18 protein-coding genes are annotated in these 20930 nt (G+C 62.9%); 5 read left to right on the top strand and 13 right to left on the bottom strand.

Annotated features, from left to right (window positions below):
- Window positions 1–36: 36 nt before the first annotated feature.
- The 4 genes from pnp to kdgD all read right to left on the bottom strand — a co-directional run bounded on the left by pnp (window position 37) and on the right by kdgD (window position 6510).
- Entirely contained in the window at window positions 37–2166 is a 2130-nt protein-coding gene (gene pnp, locus DOM32_RS15470) for a polyribonucleotide nucleotidyltransferase (RefSeq protein WP_157957091.1), read from the bottom strand.
- A gap of 218 nt (window positions 2167–2384) precedes the next feature.
- Entirely contained in the window at window positions 2385–3962 is a 1578-nt protein-coding gene (locus tag DOM32_RS15465) for an aldehyde dehydrogenase (NADP(+)) (RefSeq protein ID WP_110636050.1), read from the bottom strand.
- Between the two features lie 160 nt (window positions 3963–4122).
- The gene (locus DOM32_RS15460) at window positions 4123–5478 is read right to left on the bottom strand and encodes an enolase C-terminal domain-like protein (protein WP_110636046.1); all 1356 of its coding nucleotides are present in this window, start codon (window positions 5476–5478) and stop codon (window positions 4123–4125) included.
- 114 nt (window positions 5479–5592) lie between these two features.
- The gene (gene kdgD / locus DOM32_RS15455) at window positions 5593–6510 is read right to left on the bottom strand and encodes a 5-dehydro-4-deoxyglucarate dehydratase (RefSeq protein ID WP_110636043.1); all 918 of its coding nucleotides are present in this window, start codon (window positions 6508–6510) and stop codon (window positions 5593–5595) included.
- A 331-nt stretch (window positions 6511–6841) separates the two neighbouring features.
- Between kdgD and DOM32_RS15450 the strand changes: the two genes are divergently transcribed.
- Window positions 6842–8326 carry an amidase gene (locus DOM32_RS15450; protein ID WP_110636040.1) on the top strand — a complete coding sequence of 495 codons (1485 nt, stop codon included), beginning with the start codon at window positions 6842–6844 and terminating at the stop codon, window positions 8324–8326.
- Between the two features lie 162 nt (window positions 8327–8488).
- Here DOM32_RS15450 and DOM32_RS15445 read toward each other — a convergent pair whose 3' ends face one another.
- Together DOM32_RS15445 and DOM32_RS15440 are read right to left on the bottom strand one after the other, a co-directional pair.
- On the bottom strand, window positions 8489–9790 hold the full coding sequence (locus tag DOM32_RS15445; protein ID WP_110636037.1) for an SLC13 family permease: 1302 nt from the start codon (window positions 9788–9790) through the stop codon (window positions 8489–8491).
- A 90-nt stretch (window positions 9791–9880) separates the two neighbouring features.
- Window positions 9881–10714 carry an amidohydrolase family protein gene (locus DOM32_RS15440; RefSeq protein ID WP_110636034.1) on the bottom strand — a complete coding sequence of 278 codons (834 nt, stop codon included), beginning with the start codon at window positions 10712–10714 and terminating at the stop codon, window positions 9881–9883.
- Window positions 10715–10923: 209 nt separating this feature from the next.
- On the opposite strand from DOM32_RS15440, the gene DOM32_RS15435 reads away from it, so the two are divergent.
- Entirely contained in the window at window positions 10924–11643 is a 720-nt protein-coding gene (locus tag DOM32_RS15435; protein WP_110636031.1) for a GntR family transcriptional regulator, read from the top strand.
- 34 nt (window positions 11644–11677) lie between these two features.
- Here the strand turns inward: DOM32_RS15435 and DOM32_RS15430 are convergent, their stop codons facing one another.
- From DOM32_RS15430 to DOM32_RS15400, 7 genes are all read right to left on the bottom strand, one after another.
- Window positions 11678–12124 (bottom strand): universal stress protein, encoded by a 447-nt coding sequence (locus DOM32_RS15430; protein WP_110636028.1) that lies wholly within the window; start codon window positions 12122–12124, stop codon window positions 11678–11680.
- Window positions 12125–12336: 212 nt separating this feature from the next.
- Complete coding sequence (locus DOM32_RS15425) at window positions 12337–13341, bottom strand: dipeptide ABC transporter ATP-binding protein (RefSeq protein WP_071232340.1); 1005 nt, start codon at window positions 13339–13341, stop codon at window positions 12337–12339.
- A complete protein-coding gene (locus DOM32_RS15420) occupies window positions 13338–14372 on the bottom strand; it encodes an ABC transporter ATP-binding protein (protein ID WP_110636025.1) in 1035 nt (344 codons plus the stop codon). Before DOM32_RS15420 ends, DOM32_RS15425 begins: the two co-directional genes overlap by 4 nt.
- A 16-nt stretch (window positions 14373–14388) precedes the next feature.
- A complete protein-coding gene (locus DOM32_RS15415; RefSeq protein WP_110636022.1) occupies window positions 14389–15288 on the bottom strand; it encodes an ABC transporter permease subunit in 900 nt (299 codons plus the stop codon).
- A gap of 12 nt (window positions 15289–15300) precedes the next feature.
- Window positions 15301–16305, bottom strand: coding sequence for an ABC transporter permease subunit (locus DOM32_RS15410; protein WP_110636020.1), 1005 nt, complete (start codon window positions 16303–16305; stop codon window positions 15301–15303).
- Between the two features lie 75 nt (window positions 16306–16380).
- Complete coding sequence (locus DOM32_RS15405) at window positions 16381–17967, bottom strand: ABC transporter substrate-binding protein (RefSeq protein WP_083387401.1); 1587 nt, start codon at window positions 17965–17967, stop codon at window positions 16381–16383.
- A gap of 224 nt (window positions 17968–18191) precedes the next feature.
- Entirely contained in the window at window positions 18192–19073 is an 882-nt protein-coding gene (locus tag DOM32_RS15400; RefSeq protein WP_110636017.1) for a glycine betaine ABC transporter substrate-binding protein, read from the bottom strand.
- Between the two features lie 98 nt (window positions 19074–19171).
- Between DOM32_RS15400 and DOM32_RS15395 the strand changes: the two genes are divergently transcribed.
- From DOM32_RS15395 to DOM32_RS15385, 3 genes are all read left to right on the top strand, one after another.
- Window positions 19172–19546 carry a DUF488 domain-containing protein gene (locus DOM32_RS15395; protein WP_110636014.1) on the top strand — a complete coding sequence of 125 codons (375 nt, stop codon included), beginning with the start codon at window positions 19172–19174 and terminating at the stop codon, window positions 19544–19546.
- Entirely contained in the window at window positions 19543–19737 is a 195-nt protein-coding gene (locus DOM32_RS15390; protein WP_071232347.1) for an acetyltransferase, read from the top strand. Before DOM32_RS15395 ends, DOM32_RS15390 begins: the two co-directional genes overlap by 4 nt.
- Before the next feature lie 176 nt (window positions 19738–19913).
- The gene (locus tag DOM32_RS15385) at window positions 19914–20924 is read left to right on the top strand and encodes an Ldh family oxidoreductase (RefSeq protein ID WP_110636010.1); all 1011 of its coding nucleotides are present in this window, start codon (window positions 19914–19916) and stop codon (window positions 20922–20924) included.
- The last annotated feature ends 6 nt before the right edge of the window (window positions 20925–20930 follow it).

Here is a 20930-nt window from a genome sequence, read left to right as displayed (position 1 = left end):
TGATGCAGGCCGGGCGTTTCGGTTAGCGCCGAAGAATTACTCTTCGATCGCGAGCGACGCTTCGAAGGCAGCCTTCTCTTCCGGCGTGATCTCCTTGATCGACAGCTTCACGCGATTGCGGTTGTCGATATCGAGCACCTTGACGGTCACTTCCTGGCCTTCGCTCAGATACTCCTTCACGTCATTGACGCGCTCCGGCACGATCTGGGAGATGTGCACCAGACCGTCGGTACCCGGCATGAAGTTGACGAAGGCACCGAAGTCGGCCAGACGCACCACCTTGCCGCGGTAGAGCTTGCCGATTTCGGCTTCGGCGGTGATCCCGAGCACAGTGTCGATGGCGCGCTTGGCCGCGGCACGGTCTTCGGCGTAGATGCGCACGGTGCCGTCGTCGTCGATATCGATCGAGGCGCCGGTCTCTTCGCAGATACTACGAATCGTTGCACCGCCCTTGCCGATGACGTCGCGAATCTTGTCCGGCGAGATCTTGATCGTCTGCATCGCCGGCGCGTGGTCGGAAACCTCGCTACGGCTCTGTGCGATCACGGCATTCATCTTGTCGAGGATCTCGATACGAGCCTGGTGCGCCTGCTGCAGCGCCGTCTCCATGATCTCTTCGTTGATGCCTTCGATCTTGATGTCCATCTGCAGCGCGGTCACGCCGTTGGCGGAACCGGCCACCTTGAAGTCCATGTCGCCGAGATGATCTTCGTCGCCCAGGATATCGGTCAGCACGGCGAAGCCATCGTCGTCCTTGACCAGGCCCATGGCGATACCGGCCACCGGCGCCTTGATCGGCACACCGGCATCCATCAGCGCCAGCGAGGAGCCGCACACGGAAGCCATCGAGCTGGAACCGTTGGACTCGGTGATCTCGGAGACGACACGAATGGTGTAGGGGAAGTCCGCTTCGCTCGGCAGCATCGCCTGGATACCGCGTCGGGCCAGACGGCCATGACCGATCTCGCGACGCTTGGGACCGCCCATGAAGCCGGCTTCGCCCACGCTGTACGGCGGGAAGTTGTAGTGCAGCAGGAAGCGATCCTTGCGCTCGCCTTCCAGCGACTCGATCAACTGGGCATCGCGCAGCGTACCCAGCGTGGCAACGACGATGGCCTGGGTTTCGCCGCGGGTGAACAGCGCCGAACCGTGGGTGCGCGGCAGCACGCCGACGTTGATGTCCAGCGGGCGCACGGTCTTGTGATCGCGACCGTCGATACGCGGCTCGCCGGCAATGACGCGACGACGCACGGTGTGCTTCTCGAGGCTGGCCAGCGCACCGCTGACTTCATCGGCGCTGAACTGCGGCGCGTCGCCACTGGCCAGCTGCTCGATCGCCTTGGCGCGAATCTCGGCCAGCGCATCCTGGCGCGCCATCTTGTCGGTGATGCGATAGGCCTCGCCCACGGCGGACTCGAAGCTGCCGGCGACGGCTTCCTTGAGCGCCACGTTGGCGGCGGCCGGCTGCCAGTCCCACTTCGGCTTGCCGGCTTCACTGACCAGAGACTTGATCGCATCGATCGCGACCTGCATTTCCTGATGCGCGTAGAGCACCGCGCCCAGCATCTCGTCTTCGGTCAACTCCTGGGCTTCGGACTCGACCATCAGCACGGCCTTGTCGGTACCCGCCACGACCATGTTGAGTTCGGAAGTGTCCAGTTCCTCGACCGTGGGGTTGAGGAAATAGCCACGTGATTCCGTGAAGCCGACACGCGCCGCACCGATGGGACCGCTGAACGGCAGGCCGGAGATCGCCAGCGCCGCGGAGGTGCCGATCATCGCGGCGATGTCGGGGTCCTGGTTACGATCGGCGGAGAGTACGGTGCAGATGACCTGCACTTCGTTCATGAAACCTTTCGGAAACAGCGGGCGGATCGGTCGGTCGATCAGACGCGAGGTCAGCGTCTCTTTCTCGGTCGGACGCCCTTCGCGCTTGAAGAAGCCACCCGGGATCTTGCCCACGGAGTAGGTCTTCTCCTGGTAGTGCACGGAGAGCGGGAAAAAATCCTGGCCGGGCTTGAGATCCTTGCGGCCGACCACGGTACACAACACCACAGTGTCGTCCATGGTGACCAGCACAGCGCCGGTGGCTTGGCGCGCAACGCGCCCGGTTTCTAGGGTGACGGTACTCGAACCGTACTGGAACGTGGTCTGAACCGGATTCACGGGCTTTCCTTGACTTGTCGAATTCATTGGGGTCGTTTGACTCGGCGCTCATTCTAGGCGTTCGTGAAGGATAGAGCTACCAGTGGCCAATCTTGGTCTTCTGTCGGCCGGTGCCGGAAAGCGCCGTCTACAAACGCAAGAACCCCTGCCCTGAAGGCAGAGGTTCTTGTTCTGGGCGACCGGGCCATCGACGACGGCCCGGCCTCGCCGGCGACGACTTACGCTTCGCGCTTGCCGTCGACCAGGCGCCGCAGTTTCAGCGGGTTGTCATGCTTGATCGCTTCCGGCAGCAGCGCGTCCGGCAGATCCTGATAGCAGACCGGGCGCAGGAAGCGGAAGATCGCCGCGGTGCCCACGGATGTCGTGCGAGAATCGGAAGTCGCCGGGAACGGCCCGCCGTGAACCATGGCATCGCACACTTCCACCCCGGTCGGCCAGCCGTTGACCATGATACGGCCCGCCTTGCGCTCGAGGATCGGCAGCAGTGCCCTGGCGGCATCCAGATCGGCATCGTCCATCTGCAGCGTGGCGGTCAACTGGCCTTCCAGATGCTCGGCCACCTGCTTGAGTTCGGCCGCGTCGGCGCATTCCACGACCAGCGACGTCGAACCGAAGACTTCTTCCTGCAGCGCATCGCTGCTCAGGAAGTCCTGGGCGGAAGTCAGGAACAGGCCGGTCTGGCACTGGTTGGGGCCTTCGCCCTTCTGACCGCGCGCCACTTCCTTCGCCTTGCCACTGCCTGCCAGGGTACTGACGCCATTTTCGTAGGCATCGAAGATACCCGGCGTGAGCATGGTCTGCGCAGCGCTGCCCTTGACCGCCTCGCTGGCAGCGTTGACGAAGGCATCAAGCTCCGGCCCCTTGATCGCGATCACCAGCCCGGGATTGGTGCAGAACTGGCCGGCGCCCATGTTGAGCGAAGCGACGAACGCCTTGCCCATCTCCTCACCCCGCGCCTTCAGCGCTGCCGGCAGCGGGAAGACCGGATTGATGGAGCTCATTTCGGCGTAGAACGGAATCGGCTCGGGACGCGACTGCGCCGCCTTCCACAGCGCCAGACCGCCGCTGCGCGAACCGGTGAAGCCGGCCGCCTTGATGCGCGGATCGGTGACCAGCGCGGTGCCGACTTCGCGACCGGAGCCGTACATCAGCGAGAACACGCCTTCCGGCAGACCGCACTTCTTGACTGCCGCCTGAATGGCGCGACCCACCAGCTCGCTGGTGCCCGGATGCGCGCCGTGCGCCTTGACGATCACCGGGCAGCCGGCGGCCAGCGCCGATGCGGTATCGCCACCGGCGACGGAGAACGCCAGCGGGAAGTTGCTGGCACCGAACACCACGACCGGGCCCAGCGCGATGTGGCGCTGACGCAGGTCGACCCGCGGCATCGGCTGGCGGTCCGGCAGCGCCGGGTCGATACGGACATCGAGCCACTCGCCGGCGCGCACGGTCTTGGCGAACAGGCGCAACTGGCCGCAGGTACGGCCCCGCTCGCCCTGGATACGACCCTGCGGCAGGCCGGACTCGGCCACGGCACGCTCGATCAGGTCATCACCGATCGCTTCGATCTCGTCGGCAACGGTTTCCAGAAACGTGGCGCGCTCCTCCAGCGAGGTTTCGCGATAGCTGTCGAAGGCGCTCCACGCCAGTTCGCAGGCGCGATCGACTTCGGTCTGAGTGCCACCGGGATAGCTCGGATCCAAGCGCTCGTTGGTCGCCGGATTGATCGCCTGGATCGGATCGCGGCTACCCTTGACGGCCTGCTGACCGATCAGCATTTCACCTGTCAGATTCATGTTGCCTCCTGCAGTGATGGTGGATACTCATTCATCTTCCGGCATTAGGCCGGATGCAACTTGTCTTTCACCCGCTTTGGCATCGTGTCTCGACATCGTGACCGAGCGGGATCGTTCCCGCCGGGCAATCCTGACTACATGCGTCCACCGCACGGCCATTTCAACGTACCAGCGCCGGACGCTTGGGATCGAACTGCCAGCCATCGATCAGATATTGCATCGCCATGGCGTCGTTGCGCCCGCCAGCGGGCAGGCTGCGATAGAGCGCGTTGGCCTGCTCGATCTGTTCCATGTCGACCTCGATACCCAGCCCGGGAGCGTCGGTCACCGCGACCTTGCCATCGACGATCTGCGGCGACTCGCGGGTCAGCCGGGCATCGCCCTCCTGCCAGATCCAGTGGGTATCCAGTGCGGTGGTGCGGCCGACGGCGGCGGCACCCACATGAGCGAACATCGCCAGCGAAATGTCGAAGTGGTTGTTGGAGTGCGAGCCCCAGGTCATGCCATGGTCCTGACACAGCTGGGAGACACGCACCGCGCCGGAAAGCGTCCAGAAGTGCGGATCGGCCAGCGGAATGTCGACCGAACGCAGCATCAGTGCATGAGCCATCTCGCGCCAGTTGGTGGCCACCATGTTGGTGGCGACCGGCAATCCGGTGGCATGGCGGAACTCGGCCAGGATCTCGCGACCGGAGAAGCCCTGCTCCGCCCCGCAAGGATCCTCGGCATAGGCGATGACGCCGTGCAGGTTCTTGCAAAGGCGGATCGCCTCCTTCAACGACCACGCGCCGTTGGGATCGATCGTCACTCGCGCCTCGGGAAACGCATTGTGCAACGCCGTGACCGCTTCGATTTCCTGCTCGCCCGGCAGCGCGCCGCCCTTGAGCTTGAAATCCCTGAAACCGTAGCGATCATGGGCCGCCTCGGCCAGCTCGACGATACGCTGCGGCGTCATTGCCGCTTCGTCGCGCAGGCGGTACCAGTCGTGGCTGGCGTCCTCGGTTCCGCGACGCTCAGTACCACGACGATAGCCCAGCGGGGTGGCATGACCATCGCCGATGAAGAACAGATAGCCCAGCACCTCGACGCTATCGCGCTGCTTGCCGTCGCCCAGCAACTCGGCCACCGGCACGTCGAGGAACTTGCCGAACAGATCGAGCAGAGCGGCTTCGAGCGCCGCCACCGCATTGACACGCAGCTCGAAGGTCCAGGAACCCTTGCCGAAATCCTCGAAATCGGCGCCACGACCGGCGGAGTGCAGCGATGCCACCATCGAGCGCAGCTTGCCGATGGGCTGGCCGATCACCAGTGGGCGCGCCTGCTCCAGAGAGCGCTGGATCGTCTCGCCACCCGGCGCTTCGCCCACGCCGACATTACCGGCACTGTCTTCGAGGAGGATCAGGTTGCGGGTGAAGTAAGGCGAATGTGCACCACCGATATTGAGCAACATGCTGTCGCGACCGGCGACCGGAATGACCTGCATATCGGTGATGGTAGGCGTGCCATGACTCGGCATTGAAATCCTCCGTCGGCAATACGGGCGCGCGCTGCACAGTCGAGGCCCAGCGCCCAGAGATAACCAGGGCGGTCTCGAGACCGCCCCGTCTTGTCAATCAGCGCATCAATCGGCTCAGAGCGCGTTGGCTTTTTCGATCAACTGCTTGAGCGTGGCCCGCTCTTTCTCGTTGGGCATGGTCAGCGGCGCACGCACGTCGCCACCCGGATAACCGACCAGGTCGGCACCGGCCTTGATCAGACTGACGGCATAGCCTTTCTGGGTATCGCGCATAGTGACGAACGGAATGAAGAACTCGCGAGTCGCCTGACGCACGAACTCGCTGTTGCCCTTGCGCAGCTCCTTGTAGAACTTCACGGCCATGTCCGGCACGAAGTTGAACACCGCGGAAGAATAGGTGCTGACGCCAATGGCCAGATAGGCTTCGGCAATGATCTCGGCCGTCGGCACGCCACCAACGTAGGCGAGGCGATCGCCTAGCGTCTTGATGATGATGTTGAGCGCCTGCATGTCGCCCTTGCCGTCTTTCAGGCCGACCAGGTTCGGGCAGCGATCGGCCAATGCCTGAACGGCATTGACGGTGAGATAGCCGTTGGCACGGTTGTAGTAGATCACGTTGAGATCGGTGGAATCGCAGACGCTGGCGGCGTACTCGACGATGCCGGATTCCGGGCACTCGGTCAGGTACGGCGGCATCAGCAGAATGCCATCGGCGCCAGCTTCCTGGGCGGCCTTGGCGTGCGCCTTGGCGAGTTCGGCACTCTGGCCGGCGCTGGCGATGATCGGCACATGCCCACCGATGGTTTCCACGGCGACTTTGACGATTTCACGGTATTCATCGATGGTGATGTTGAAGAATTCGCCAGTGCCGCCAGCCACGAAAAGGGCGGAAACTTCATACTCCTTCAGCCACAGCAGACGGCGACGGTAGCTCTCGACATCGAACTTGCCGTTGGCATCGAAATCGGTCACCGGGAACGACAGCAAACCGTCAGTGATAGAGGCAACGACCGCTTCTTTGGAAAAATTCACCTGATTCCCCTTATCATGGGTTAACGTAATGCAGACATTCGGCCGACTGCCGCCGCGCTGAAATGGCGCAAGCGGAAGCAGGATTCTGTCGATATGTTGTCATACATCATACCAGAATGCCGTTAGACCTTCGATGGATTCTGCTGGGTGCATGCCTCGTCTTTGCTGAACCTGGCGTCACCCAGGGCTACATGGCCAAACCCGAGCGCCCAGACGAACGGTTGCATCAAGATCGGATCGGAGAGAAGACTGCCTGACGTGCCGTAGCGGCATGACAGTCACCTGACTGCGGTATGCTGATCGACACCCTCTTTTGCCGGGATCTTTGCCGATGTCTAACGCTTCCGACCGCACGCCTGTCCGACCGCCGCTGAACGAGATCGTCACCTGGGACGCGACCAGGCTGTCGCAGCGGATTCATGATCGATCGGTCTCCTGTCGCGAGGTCATGACCGCCTACCTCGATCATATCGACGCCGTGAACCCTATCGTCAACGCCATCATCTCCCGCCGCGAGCGCGCCCCGTTGCTCGCCGAGGCCGAGCTCGCCGATCGCGAACTCGCTGCGGGGCAGTCGCGCGGCTGGATGCACGGCTTCCCGCAGGCGATCAAGGATCTCTCCGACGCCCAAGGCTTCCCGACGACCCAGGGTTCTCCGCTGTTCTCCGGCCAGATCGCCCAGCAGGACAGCCTGATGAGCGAGCGCATGCGTGCAGCCGGCGCGATCTTCATCGGCAAGACCAATACGCCGGAATTCGGCCTGGGCTCGCAATCCTACAACCCGGTATTCGGCGCCACTCGCAACGCCTTCGATCCTTCGCGCACCGCCGGCGGCTCCAGCGGTGGCGCGGCGGCAGCGCTCGCCATGCGGATGCTGCCGGTCGCCGACGGCAGCGACATGATGGGCTCGTTGCGAAACCCCGCCGCCTTCAATCACGTGATCGGCTTTCGCCCTTCGTTCGGCCGCGTGCCCGGTCTCGTCGCCGACCCGTTCGGTCAACAGCTCGCCACCAACGGCCCGATGGGGCGAACCGTCGAAGACGTGGCCCGCCTGCTCGACACGCAGTCCGGCTTCGATCCACGCGTCCCGCTCTCGCTGGGGGAGCCGCTGATTCCCGACGGCAGCAGCGTCTCCGGCGCTCTCTACCGCGACGTTCACGGGTTGCGGATCGGCTGGCTCGGCGACTGGCGGGGGCATCTGGCGATGGAAGCGGGCGTGCTCTCGCAATGCAGAGCGGCACTGGACCGCTTCGCCCCGCTGGGCTGCGAGGTGGAAGCGATCGATCTGCCCTTCGACGCCGAGATGCTGTGGGAAAGCTGGACGACGCTGCGCCACTGGGCCGTCGCCGGCAACCTGGGGGCGCTCTACGTCGCCCCCGCCACCCGAGAGCGCTTGAAGCCGGAAGCGCAGTGGGAGGTCGAACGCGGTCTGGCGCTCTCGGCGCAGGATATCCACGTGGCCAACGTCCAGCGTGGCGATGCCTACCGGGCCTGGAGCGCGCTGTTCGAGCGCTTCGACTACCTGGCCATGCCCAGCGCCCAGGTCTTTCCGTTCGATGTGGAGACGCACTGGCCGCGCGAGATCGCCGGGCGCACGATGGATACCTATCACCGCTGGATGGAAGTCGTGATTCCCGCCTCGATGCTCGGCGCTCCGACAATCAGCCTGCCGGCCGGACTCAACGACGCCGGCCTGCCGATGGGCTTTCAACTGATCGGCCGGCCCCGGGACGACTGGGGCGTACTGCAACTGGCGCGCGCCTTCGAGGCGGCCAGTGGCGATCTGGCGAGATTGCCGCCGACGCTGGGCGAATAGCCGGTCACGGGCAAAAAAAGAGGCGACGGGATTCCGTCGCCTCTATCCTTTCATTCGAACGTCTTCTTTCCTTTCATTCTAACGTCTTCGATGCATCCCACTGCTTCGATGCATCCAAACGGCGTCGATACCCGGTGGGCCCGCTGAGCCACCGCCGGTTTGCTAGAACACGAATGCCAACAGCAGGTTGAATACCAGCGCGGCGATGAAGCCGAGCGGTGCGGCACGGAACAGCAGCTTGGGCAGCAGGCCCGAGCGCGCTTCGTCCGTCGGGCAGGAGCCGAGGATCAGGCTGCCCCCGGAAGAGAACGGCGAGATCGAGGTGGCCTGCGCGCCGACGACGATAGCGATGAAGATGATCATCGGATCGATCGAGAGCGTACCGGCCAGCGACGGCACCAGCGGGAACAGTGCCGGCGTGACCACCCCCAGCGTGCTCGCGAACAGCGACATGAACGCGGCAGCGATGCCGAACGCCACGGGGATCAGGACTGGCGGAATGTTGGAGCCGATCCAGGAGCCGAGCAGATCGATGGTGCCGGCCTCGATCGCCACCGAGATCAGCATGCCGACACCGCAGATCATGATGATCGTGCCCCACGGCAGCGAAGCGATCGCCTTGCGCTCGTCGCCCAGCTTCATCAGCAGCGCGATGACCGAGAACACGCTGGCGATCAGGCCGATATCCACCTTAGAATCGATGAGTGCGACGACGCCATTGTCGGGCAGCATCAGGCTGGCGATCGGCGGCAACAGCACGGTAGCCATCATCAGCAGGGTCAGGATCAGGGTGGCGCGCTGGTCGCGATCGAGCGGGCCGGGGCGCTCGATGTGCGCCAGCGATACCATCGCCGCGCCCCGCTTGCGGCTGAACAGGATCAGGCCAGCGAGAACGACGATCGGCACGATCATGGTGCTGGCAAAGATGCCGAAGCTGTTGATGAACGCCTGGTCGTCGGAAATGCCGGCATTGGTCATCAGCGTGCGGAAGATGATGCCGCTCTGGCTGGAGACGAAGTTGGCACCCGCCAATGCGCCGTAGTTGACCGCCATGGCGCCGACGATCAGGTTGAGCCGGGTGCGCTCACACAGTAGCAGCGTGATCGGCGCCATGAACGCCAGCACGGTGTAATAGCCGGCCCCCAGGGCGGAGATCACCACCGCCGCCAGGAAGATGGCAAAGGGCAGCAGGTGCGGAAAGTGCCGACAGCGATACATCAGATGCTCGGCCAGCTTCTCCAGCGTGCCGTTGACGATCGCGAAGCTGTAGAACAGGCACACCGAAAAAATGATGAAGAAGATCTTCAGCGGCCACATGGCGACCACTTCCTTGGGGCTCAGGCCCAACCCGAAGCAGCCGATCAGATAGGCGAAGGCAATCGCGAACAGACCGATATTGATCCTGGTGCGATATCCCAGAACGATGGAAACGACTATCGCTCCCACCACCAGAAGACTCATCATGACGTTGTTCCCCGTAGCGCTTGTCTTTATGGGTTTTCAATCGATCCCTTTCGAGGATCCCTTACTCGACGAAACCTGGCCGACTGGCCTTCAGGCAGCCCGGTCGATCCCGAACAGCCTGGCCGGGTTATCGATCAGCACCTTCCGGCGTTCGGCGGCGTCCGGCAGCAGCGTCTCCATCAGCGAAAACTGGGCGTCGTAGTCGGTCTGGGCTTCGAACCGCGTGTGCGGCCAGTCGCTTCCCCACACCAACCGATCGTCATGGCCATAGGCTTCGCGCAGACGATCGATCGAGCGCCGTGCCTGAACCAGCGTCGAGCGGCTGCGATAGGTCGCCGACAACTTGACCCAGACCGCCTCGCTCGACAGCAGCGACAGCAACGCCCGGTGATCCGAATTGGCCGGGTCGATTTCGCCGTCGGGCAAGCCGAAGTGGTCGATCACCACCGCCACGCCGGATTGCAGAATCTGCGGCAGGATCTCGCCCAGATCCTCCATGCCCCGCTGAATTTCCACCGACCAGCCGCGCCGTGCCACCTTGGCGAACAACGTCCGCCAGGACGCGCTACGATAGTCTTCCAGCGGCTGCCCGATCAGGTTGAGCCGAATGCCGACCACACCCGCCTCGGCCAGTTCGTCCAGCGTCTCCTCGGTCACGTCACGCGCCACCACTGCCGTGCCACGCAGACGCTGCGGAAAACGACGCAGGGCATCGACCAGATGTCGGTTGTCGGTACCCAGAAAGCTCGGCTGCACCAGCACGCCATGAGAAAGGCCGCAATGATCGAGATGCGCCAGATACTGCTCGACGGTCGCGTCATAATCCGGGCTGTAGCGGCGATTGCCGGCCAGCTCCAGCCCCTGGTGAAAGATATGCGCATGCGTATCGACGCCGGTCAGCGCGCCGGAAGCGAGTTGCGTCATGAGTGGCCCTTGGTGAATGACATGAACACGTGACGGCGAACGTAACGTTCGACCCCAACAAAAGATCTATTCATATAGTTGAATAGCGACGAGCGCAAGCATACACCGCATCGGACGCATTCTTCCGGGTTACGACTAAAGATGAAAACAAAGGTGATACATTTGTCTGGAACATCGTGGAGGGAACATTCATGAAGGGAACAGGCTCCATGACCGACGAACGCCTGCCGCTCTACCAGCGCCTGCGCGACGACATGCTGGCCAAGATCGCCGCCGGCGAATGGGCGCCGGGCGGCGCGATCCCGACCGAAGCCGAGCTGACCAAGCACTACGGTGTCGCCGTCGGCACGCTGAGAAAGGCCGTGGACACACTGGTCCAGGATGGGCTGATGAAGCGCAGCCAGGGGCGCGGCACCTTTGTCCTGCGCCCCAACTTCGAGAGTTCGCTGTTCCGTTTCTTCCGCCAGGTGGATGCCAGGGGCGAGCGCCGAATTCCCAATGGCCGAATCCTGGCCCGGGAACTCACATCACCGCCGTCCTACGTGGCGGATGCGCTGGCACTGGCTTCGTCGGAGAACGTGATTCGACTGGAGAGAGTGCGTGAACTCGACGGGACGACGGTCTATCACGAAGAAATCTGGCTGCCGGCCAGCCGATTCGAAGCCCTGATGCAGATCGATCCCGACGATTTCGGTAATCTGCTCTATCCGTTCTACGAGACCCAGTGCGGGCAACTGATCGGTTCGGCACGGGAAACCCTGACCGTCGAGACGGCCGAAGCGACACTCGCCGGGGTTCTCGGTATCGGCACCGGCCAGCCGGTCGTCATGATCGAACGACTGGCGTTCGGCTACGACCGCACGCCGCTGGAATATCGGCGTTCACGCGGCGCCGCGAACACCTTCCGTTATCAGGTCGACATCTCCTGACCGATGGCCTCGCGGAAAACCGCCCATTCGGCATCTAGCCGGGTACGTGCAGCGTCAGCACCGCACAAGGAGCAAGATGCGCTACCTTGTGCGACACGCTGCCGACAGCCAGGCTTTTCAGATTGCTCAGGCCACGGCTGCCCATGATGATCATGTCGACCCCGAGTTCGGTCGCCTGCCGCACAATGGTCTCGACCGGCTGCCCTTCCACGACGTGATAGGTCACCTCGTCCGAATCGCCACACATCGCCTGCCAGGCTTCCTCGAGCAGGCGCTCCCCTAGCAGCCGCCCCTTCTCGGGCGTGTAGTCGGCTGGCGCGGCTCCCACCTTCGCGCCGAGCGCATCCTTGGCAACCGGTACCTCAGGCACGTGCAACAGGTGGATTCTGGCCTGTGTCGCACGCTGGACGAGACACGCATGCGCCAGCGCCTGGCGTGCGCTGACCGAACCATCGATGGGTACCAGTATCTGCTGAGTCATGATCGCCACCTCCTGGTGTGACTGACTTGGCGTGACTGCCTGGGTGTAAACGACGCGATTCGACTACCCGGCTCGTTGCGATACCGGATAGCGAACCTGACTACAGCGTAGACAATGCACGCCAGGAGGCGACATCGAGAGTGGCAGGATGAGGACCGAGCGCCGACTGTCTTGCAGCAATCGGCGCTCGCATTGGGCGGGAGGCTTTCGGTTCAACCCGCCCGGGCGTACTTGGCGACCGCCTGGTCGACATGGATGCAGGCAACCTTGACCCGGTCGTTGACGCTATCCAGCGGCGGATCGGCCTGGGTGCAGGCCTCGGTCGCCAGATGGCAGCGCGGGGCGAACGGGCAACCCGGCGGCGGCGCCAGCGGCGAAGGCGGCTCGCCCTTGAGATGGACGCGCTCGCGTCGGCGGTTGGGGTCCGCCACCGGCGTGGCCGAAAACAGCGCCTGGGTGTAGGGGTGGCGCGGCGTGGTGAAGACCTCCTCCGCCGGCCCGGTTTCCACCGGCTGGCCGAAGTACATCACGATCACGTCGTCGGCGATGCGGCGCACCACCGACAGATCGTGCGAGATGAACACGTAGGCCAGCCCGAACTCGTCCTGCAGATCCGCCAGCAGGTTGAGCACCTGCGCCTGGATCGACAGATCCAGCGCCGAGACCGGCTCGTCCAGCACCAGAATCTTCGGGTTGAGCATCAGGGCGCGCGCAATGGCGATGCGCTGACGCTGCCCGCCGGAGAACATGTGCGGATAGCGATCGGCGTGTTCCGGGCGCAGCCCGACCTTGGCGATCATGTCCAGCGCCGCCTGGCGTCGCTCGGCCGCGCTCATCTCCTTGCGGTTGAGCTTGAGCGGCTCCTCCAGCATGGTCGCCACCGTCTTGCGCGGGTTGAGCGAGCCATACGGGTTCTGGAAGATGATCTGCACCTCGCGGCGCAGCGCGGCCGGCGGGCGCTGCCCCTCCTTCAACGATACCTCGTGCCCGCTGATCGTCAGCTTGCCGCTGGTGGGCGGCTCGATCATCGTCAGCACCCGGGCCAGGGTCGACTTGCCGCAGCCGGACTCGCCGACCACGGCCAGCGTCTGGCCGGGATAGAGTTCGAAAGTGGCTTCGTTGAGCGCTTTCACCGTCGCCGGCTTGGAGAACGGTCCACCCTTGATCTGATAGTGACGGGTCAGATTGACGGCGCTCAATACGGCATCGCGGCTCATGGGCGCACCTCTCTATGCGGGCTGGATTGCGGGTTGTCTCGCGCCGCCGCAGCCGGCGACGGCGAGATCCCATCTTCCAGTGGATAGTGACACAACGTACGGGCCGGATCGTCCGGCGCCGCCACCGGCTCGACCTCGCGGCAGTGCTCGGTGGCATAGCGGCAGCGCGGGTTGAACAGGCAACCCGTCGGGCGATCATGCTGACCGGGCACGACGCCGGGAATGGTCGGCAGGCGATCCTGATCGCCGGCGCGCTCCGGCAGCGCCGACAGCAGCGCCTCGGTGTAGGGATGACGCGGATTGGCGAACAGCGACTTCACGTCCTGCTTCTCGACCTGGCGGCCGGCGTACTGCACCACCACGTGCTTCGCCGTCTCCGCGACCACGCCCATGTCATGGGTGATCAGGATCAGCGCCATGCCGGTGTCTTCCTGCAACCGCAGCAGCAGCTCGAGAATCTGAGCCTGGATGGTGACGTCGAGCGCCGTGGTCGGCTCGTCGGCGATCAGCAGGCGCGGGTTGCAGGAGATCGCCATGGCGATCATCACCCGCTGGCTCATGCCGCCGGAGAGCTGATGCGGATACGCCTTGATCCGACGCGCCGGGTCGGGAATCCCCACCTGCGCCAGCAGATCCAGCGCCCGCTCGTGGCGCTCCTTGCGCGATCCGCCCAGGTGCTGCTTGATCATTTCGTCGATCTGGGTGCCGACGGTGAAGCAGGGATTGAGGCTGCTCATCGGCTCCTGAAAGATCATCGACATCTCGCCGCCGACGATGCGCCGGCGCTGGCGCGAGCTCAACTGCTGCAGATCCTGGCCATCGAAGGCCATCTTGTCGGCGGTGACCTGTGCCGTCCACGGCAGCAGGCCCATGGTGGCGAGCATCGACACGGACTTGCCCGAACCGGACTCGCCCACGATCGACCACACCTCGCCGCGGTCGACGTTGATATTGACGCCCTCCACGGCCGCGAACAGGCCACTGCTCGTCTGGAAGCGAACGCTGAGCCCTTCGATATCTAGTAATGCCATGAAAGAGCCTCCTGCGTCATGAACGCTTCATTTTGGGATCGAGCGCATCGCGCAAGCCGTCACCCATCAGATTGATCATCAATACCGTGAGCAGAATGATCAGCCCCGGGAACGTGACCGCCCAGTAGGCGCTGCCCATGAACTCGCGCGCATTGGCCAGCATCGCGCCCCACTCCGGCGTCGGCGGCTGGACGCCCATGCCGAGAAAACCCAGCGCCGCGATATCGAGAATCGCAGTGGAGAATGAGAGCGTCGCCTGCACGATCAGCGGCGCCATGCAGTTGGGCAGCAGCGTGTTGAACATCAGCCGCAGATGTCCGGCGCCGGAAAGCCGGCTGGCGATGACGTACTCGCGATTCTTCTCGCCGATCACCGCGGCCCGCGTCAGGCGCACGAAATAGGGCAGCTGCACCATGGCGATGGCGATCATGGCGCTGGTCAGACCGGGACTGAGGATGGCGACCAGGCCCAGCGCCAGCAGCAGGCTGGGGAATGCCAGCACCACGTCCATCACGCGGGTGATCACGGTCTCGATCCAGCCGCGGAAGTACCCGGCCAGCAGGCCGAGGAAGATCCCGGCGCCCATCGAGATGATGACCACCATGGCGCTGATCGATAGCGAATAGCGCGCCCCGTAGATCAGACGGGAAAGAATGTCGCGACCCACGGCATCCGTACCGAGGAGATAGTCCCAGCTTCCTTCGGCATGCCAGACCGGCGGCACCAGCAGCGCCGAACGGTCCTGCATCGCCGGGTCGTGCGGGGCGACCCAGGGCGCGAACAGCGCGACCAGCAGAATGAGAACGATGAAGATCAGGCCGACCAGCGCACCGCGACTGGCGCTGAAATCGCTCCAGAAGGAGGCCAACTGGTAGCGGAACGTCCCGGGTGCGGCGGGGGTGGAAATTGCAGCCATTGTCATGCCCCCTTAATGGCGAATGCGTGGATTGATGACGCCATAGGCGATATCAACCAGCAGATTGACGATCATCACGATGAACGCGATCAGCACCAGACCACCCTGCACCGAAGGATAGTCGCGCCGCGAGATCGCATCGATCATCCACTTGCCGATGCCCGGCCAGGAGAAGATCGTCTCGGTCAGAATCGCCCCCGCCAGCAGCAGGCCGACCTGAAGGCCGATCACCGTCACCACCGAGATCAGCGCGTTGCGCAGCGTATGCACCATGATCACGCGGAAGTTCGACAGCCCCTTGGCGCGCGCGGTGCGAACGTAGTCCTCGCCCAGCACTTCGAGCATCGAGGAGCGCGTCTGACGCGCGATGACCGCCAGCGGAATCGTGCCCAGCACGATCGCAGGCAGGACCAGGTGATGCAGCGCGGAGAGAAACGCGCCCCAGTCGCCGGCGATCAGGCTATCGATGGTCATGAAGCCGGTGACGGAGTCGATGAAATACAGAAACGAGATGCGTCCGGAAACCGGCGTCCAGCCCAACGTGCTGGAGAACAGCATGATCAGCAGCAGGCCCCACCAGAAGATCGGCATCGAGTAGCCCGTCAGACTGACACCCATGACGGTATGGTCGAGCGTCTTGCCACGCTTGACCGCCGCCAGCACGCCGGCCGGCAAGCCAATGATGACAGCGAACGCCAAGGCGAACAGCGAGAGTTCCAGCGTGGCCGGAAAGCGGCTCATGAACTCATCCATCACCGGCGAGTGGGTCACCAGGGAATTACCGAGATCGCCGTGCAGCAATCCCTTCAGGAAATCGAAATATTGGGTCACCAAGGAGCGGTCGAAGCCCATTTGCGCCTTGAGCTCGGCATAGCGCTCGGCAGAAATGCCGCGCTCGCCCGCCATCAGCAGAATCGGGTCGCCCGGCAACAGGCGAATGAAAGCGAACGCAACGATGGTGACGCCAATGAACGTCGGGACCAGCTGCGCCAGCTTGATCAGAAAGAATTTGAACATTTTGGAGTACTAGCTAGTCGCGCGATAAGAGACGGGGCGGCTTCAGAGCCGCCCCGTGTCCTCGCTAGGAGAGAATCACTTGATGTCGACGCCTTCGAAGCTGTGGCCGCCGAGCGGATCGATCTTGTAGCCGGTCACTTCCTTGCGGATCGGCATGAAGACCGTGGAGTGGGCCAGGGTGTCCCACGGTGCCTGCTCCTTGAAGATCTCCTGCGCCTGCTCGTAGAGCTTGGCACGCTCGCCCTGATCGCTCAGCGTGCGCGCTTTCTGGATCAGCTCGTCGAACGGCTGGTGGCACCACTGCGAACGGTTGGCACCGCCGACACCATCACAGCCGAGCAGCACGCCCATGAAGTTGTCCGGATCGCCGTTGTCGCCGGTCCAGCCCAGAATGACCGCGCCCTCGCGCTTGGTATCCGAAGAACGCTTCAGATACTCGCCCCATTCGTAGGTGACGATCTCCGCATCGACACCGACCTTGGCCAGATCCGACTGCATCAGCTCGGCGGTACGCCGCGCATTCGGCATGTACGGACGCTGAACCGGCATCGCCCAGATGTTCATCTTCAGGTTCTCGACGCCCGCATCGGCCAGCATCTGCTTGGCTTTCTCGGGATCGTACTGATCATCCTGGATGTCGTCGTTGTAGCCCCACATGGTCGGCGGGATCGGGTTCTTGGCGACTTCGCCAGCGCCCTGGAACACCGCGTCGATGATCGCCTGCTTGTTGATCGCCATGTTGAGTGCCTTGCGCACTTCCGGCTTGTCGAATGGCGCCTGCTGGGTGTTGTAGGCCAAGTAGGCCACGTTCAGACCCGCTTCCTGAAGTACGTTGATGTCGTCGTTCTGCTTCATCTCTTCGACATCGGACGGATTCGGGAACGGCATCACATGACACTCGCCCGCCATCAGCTTCTGGTAGCGAACCTGGGCATCGGAAGTGATCGCGAAGACCAGGTTGTCGATCGGCTGCTTGCCGCGGAAGTAATCCGGGTTGGCCTGATAGCGAATGGCCGCATCTTCACGGTAGTTGACGAACTGGAACGGACCGGTGCCGATCGGCTGCTGGTTGGCCAGCTCCGGCTTGCCCTCGTCGAGCAACTGCTGCTCGTACTCCTTGGAGTGAATCGAAGCGAAGTCCATTGCCAGATTGGCGACGAATGGCGCGTTGGGCTTGGTGAGCACGAACTTCACGGTATGATCGTCGACCTTCTCGATCGACTTGATCAACTCGCCCATCGACATCGAATTGAAGTACTCGAAGCTGCCGTTGGCGAGCTTGTAATACGGGTTGTTCTCGTCCATCTGACGCTCGAACGTCCAGATGACGTCGTCGGCGTTGAGTTTTCGACTCGGCGTGAAGAAGTCGGTGGTCTGGAACTTGACGTCATCGCGCAGATGGAAGGTCACTTCCAGGCCGTCGTCGGAGATTTCCCAGCTCTTGGCGATGGCCGGTTCGACTTCGGTGGTACCCGGCTTGAACTGGACCAGACGGTTGTAGACCGTCTTGCTCGACGCGTCGAAGGTGGTCCCCGCAGTGTAGAGCGAGGGATCGAAGCCTTCCGGAGAGCCTTCGGAGCAGTAGACCAGCGTCTTGGCCATGACCGGGGTCGCGCCCAGCATCATGGCGGCGATGCCAGCCGCAAGCAGCGTCTTCTTCATTGTCAATCTCCTGCACAGCGCACGCTGTTATTGTGATATCGGCTTGTGGCCGATTGTCATTGTGTTACCGGTCTGTCAGGTATCCGGTAATCGGCACAGACTAGAGCGTGAAGCAGCGTTTAATCAATTGTCCAATAGCGTGACCCGCAGTGGTTGCACTGACTGACCGTTCCGTTTAATAGAAGCGGCCAGCCACGCAGGACAAGACGCGATCGCCGCTATCGCTACGGTTGAATCTGCTCGCCGGCCGCCAGCCATTCGTCGACCTGATCGCGGTTTTCCTCGAGCCAGGTCCGTGCGCCTGCCACCGGATCGTCCTGAGACTCGATCTCCGACATCAGCTCGCCGAGGCTCTCATCGCTCATGTGCCAGGCGTCGAGCACGGCGGTCAGCCACGGATCGTCTCCCGAAAAGCCCTCGCGGGAGAACCAGTAGATCGTGTCACCGTCGCCATAGACCTTCTCGGGATCCTCGAGATACTTCAGATCGTAGTCCGCGAAGGCCCAGTGCGGATTCCACAGCGTTACCACGATCGGCTCTTCACTCTTGTAGGCACGGTCGAGCGCGGACATCACCGCCGGTTCGGAGCTGTTCACCTGGTTCAGAGGCAGATCGTAGGTTTCGATAGCGTCGTCGGTCATCCCGGCGATCGCCGATCCCGGGTCGATTCCCAGAATCGTCGGGCTGCCCTGGTATTCGAACTCGTCGGCACGCTTCGCCAGTTCCGGAATGGAATCGATGTCGACATAGCTCGGCACCACCAGGCCCAGCCCGGTCCTGTCATACCAGGCGTCGTGAACCTCGAGCGTATCCTTGTACGGCTCGAGAAACGCCTTGTCGGTGTAAGGCAGCCACAGCTCCAGCGATAGATCGAAATCACCATTCGCCAATCCCGCAAACAAGGCACTCTTGCCGACATCCGATAGCTCGACGTCATACCCCTGACCATCCAGCACCAGCTTCCAGAGGTTGGCGACGGCAACGTTCTCGGCCCAGTTGTTGGTGCCGATGACCAGCGGCTTCTCCTGGGCAGGAGCCACAGCCGAGGCGGTCGAGCCGACGGCGAAAAGGGCGGCAGCGACTGGAACCACAAAAGCCTTTTTCATAATTTTTTATCCCTGCTTGTTGTTAGAAACAAAAACACAGCGTTATAAGTATCCGGATATTGGCGAAGATTGCTACCGCCAATCCCCGGGGAGCATTCATGAAGATTCAGCTCAAACGGATTTACGACGCCGCCGCCCAGAACGACGGCTATCGAGTTCTGATCGATGGCATGTGGCCGCGTGGCATCGCCAAACGAGATGCCAGGATCGATGCGTGGTACAAGACGCTCGCACCCAGCAAGGCACTACGCCAGTGGTTCGGCCATGACCGGGAACGCTGGCAAGCGTTTCGAAAGGCGTATCTCGCGGAACTCGCCGAGGCCGACACCACCGCTCTCGACGAGCTATGTGAGATCGCCCGCCAGCAGCAGCTGACGCTGCTGTTCGCTGCGAAAGACGTCGAACGCAATCATGCCGTGGTGCTCAGGGAGTACCTGCAAATGCGCGATGGACGATTGGAGAAGAAGCGATGAACGAGACGGAAGCGCTGCAGCTCGCCACGAAAGTCCAAAAAGCCTGCATCGAGGCCGCACTGTCTGGCTATGAAAATGCCGCCCTGTCCGGCTTGTGCCAGGAAGGCGCCATCGAGGCCGCAATCAGCGCGATCCAGATGCTCGATCTGAACGCGCTGGCGGTGCCGGGATCTCATCAGGATCCGACCTAGCCCGACATGCAACCACACCATTCGGGGCATCACGCTCGACGAACTATCACTTTCGTCTAACAGGCGCTGACGTTTCAGACGTTTATGCTGGCTTCCTGCTTGTATGACAAAGAGCCGACTCACTGTCTGGCGTCTTTGCATGCCAATGTCTGATGCACCCGCCGAAGAGCCCGATCATGGAACAAGACATTACCCTTTCGCTTCGAGACGCCGAAGCGCTGAGCCTGCGCATCCTCGGCAATGCCGGATTCAGCGATGCCCACGCCGGCGCAATCACGCGCAGTGTGATCGCGGCGCAACGTGACGAATGCCATTCCCACGGCCTTTATCGCCTCATCAGTTGCGTGGAAACCGCCAGAAAAGGCGGCGTCGATACCCAGGTCGAGCCGGAGATCATCGATCAGGCACCCAGCATCGTGAGGATCGATGCGCATCGGGGCAACTCGCTGCTCTCTTTCGAACGAGGCAAGTCCCATCTCAAGGAGAAGGCCGAACGTAACGGCATCGCCGCACTCGCCATCAACAACTGCTTTCACTTCTCCGCGCTCTGGCCCGAGGTCGAAACACTCGCCGAGATGGGGCTGGTCGGCCTGGCGATGAACCCGACCCATGCCTTCGTCGCCCCCACGGGCGGCAATCGCCCGCTGCTGGGAACCAACCCCATCGCATTTTCCTGGCCGCGACCGGGCAAGCATTCTTATACCTTCGATTTTGCCACCAGCGTCGTCGCTCGGGGAGAGATCGAGCTACACAAGCGCGCCGGAGACTCGATCCCCGAAGGCTGGGCACTGGACGACCAGGGCAACGCGGCCACCGATCCGGCAGCCGCGCTCGAAGGCGCCATGCTCCCCTTCGGCGGCCACAAGGGCTCCGCGCTCTCGACCATGATCGAACTGCTCGCCGGCCCCTTGATCGGCGACGTGCTCAGCCACGAGACTCAGCCCGCCAACGACGACGGCACCGGCAAGCCCTACCACGGCGAAATCATCCTCGCCCTCTCCCCCGCCACCTTCCTGGGCGACCGCGCCGACGCGCATCTCGCCCACGCGGAAGTGCTGTTCGAGCGCATCCTCGACCAGGGCGCCCGGCTGCCCTCGCAGCGTCGTTATGAAGCGCGGGAACGCAGCCGCGTCAATGGCGTGAAGATTCCCTTGGCGCTGTATGAAGAACTGCAGAAGCTGGCGTGAAATATG

The sequence above is a fragment of the Salinicola salarius genome (assembly GCF_003206135.1).
GTDB lineage: Bacteria > Pseudomonadota > Gammaproteobacteria > Pseudomonadales > Halomonadaceae > Salinicola > Salinicola salarius.
Note: the sequence above shows the minus strand (reverse complement) of the source record. Positions and strands in the feature narration are given on the sequence as shown.

Bases quoted from the DNA above. Each gene is read 5' to 3' on its own strand.
- DOM32_RS15385 (WP_110636010.1), top strand. From the start codon at position 19,914: ATGGAACAAGACATTACCCTTTCGCTTCGAGACGCCGAAGCGCTGAGC.
- DOM32_RS15415 (WP_110636022.1), bottom strand. From the start codon at position 15,288: ATGGCTGCAATTTCCACCCCCGCCGCACCCGGGACGTTCCGCTACCAG.
- DOM32_RS15420 (WP_110636025.1), bottom strand. From the start codon at position 14,372: ATGGCATTACTAGATATCGAAGGGCTCAGCGTTCGCTTCCAGACGAGC.
- DOM32_RS15460 (WP_110636046.1), bottom strand. From the start codon at position 5,478: ATGCCGAGTCATGGCACGCCTACCATCACCGATATGCAGGTCATTCCG.
- DOM32_RS15410 (WP_110636020.1), bottom strand. From the start codon at position 16,305: ATGTTCAAATTCTTTCTGATCAAGCTGGCGCAGCTGGTCCCGACGTTC.
- DOM32_RS15435 (WP_110636031.1), top strand. From the start codon at position 10,924: ATGACCGACGAACGCCTGCCGCTCTACCAGCGCCTGCGCGACGACATG.
- DOM32_RS15430 (WP_110636028.1), bottom strand. From the start codon at position 12,124: ATGACTCAGCAGATACTGGTACCCATCGATGGTTCGGTCAGCGCACGC.
- DOM32_RS15440 (WP_110636034.1), bottom strand. From the start codon at position 10,714: ATGACGCAACTCGCTTCCGGCGCGCTGACCGGCGTCGATACGCATGCG.
- DOM32_RS15405 (WP_083387401.1), bottom strand. From the start codon at position 17,967: ATGAAGAAGACGCTGCTTGCGGCTGGCATCGCCGCCATGATGCTGGGC.
- DOM32_RS15425 (WP_071232340.1), bottom strand. From the start codon at position 13,341: ATGAGCCGCGATGCCGTATTGAGCGCCGTCAATCTGACCCGTCACTAT.
- DOM32_RS15445 (WP_110636037.1), bottom strand. From the start codon at position 9,790: ATGATGAGTCTTCTGGTGGTGGGAGCGATAGTCGTTTCCATCGTTCTG.
- DOM32_RS15465 (WP_110636050.1), bottom strand. From the start codon at position 3,962: ATGAATCTGACAGGTGAAATGCTGATCGGTCAGCAGGCCGTCAAGGGT.
- DOM32_RS15450 (WP_110636040.1), top strand. From the start codon at position 6,842: ATGTCTAACGCTTCCGACCGCACGCCTGTCCGACCGCCGCTGAACGAG.
- DOM32_RS15395 (WP_110636014.1), top strand. From the start codon at position 19,172: ATGAAGATTCAGCTCAAACGGATTTACGACGCCGCCGCCCAGAACGAC.
- DOM32_RS15400 (WP_110636017.1), bottom strand. From the start codon at position 19,073: ATGAAAAAGGCTTTTGTGGTTCCAGTCGCTGCCGCCCTTTTCGCCGTC.
- DOM32_RS15390 (WP_071232347.1), top strand. From the start codon at position 19,543: ATGAACGAGACGGAAGCGCTGCAGCTCGCCACGAAAGTCCAAAAAGCC.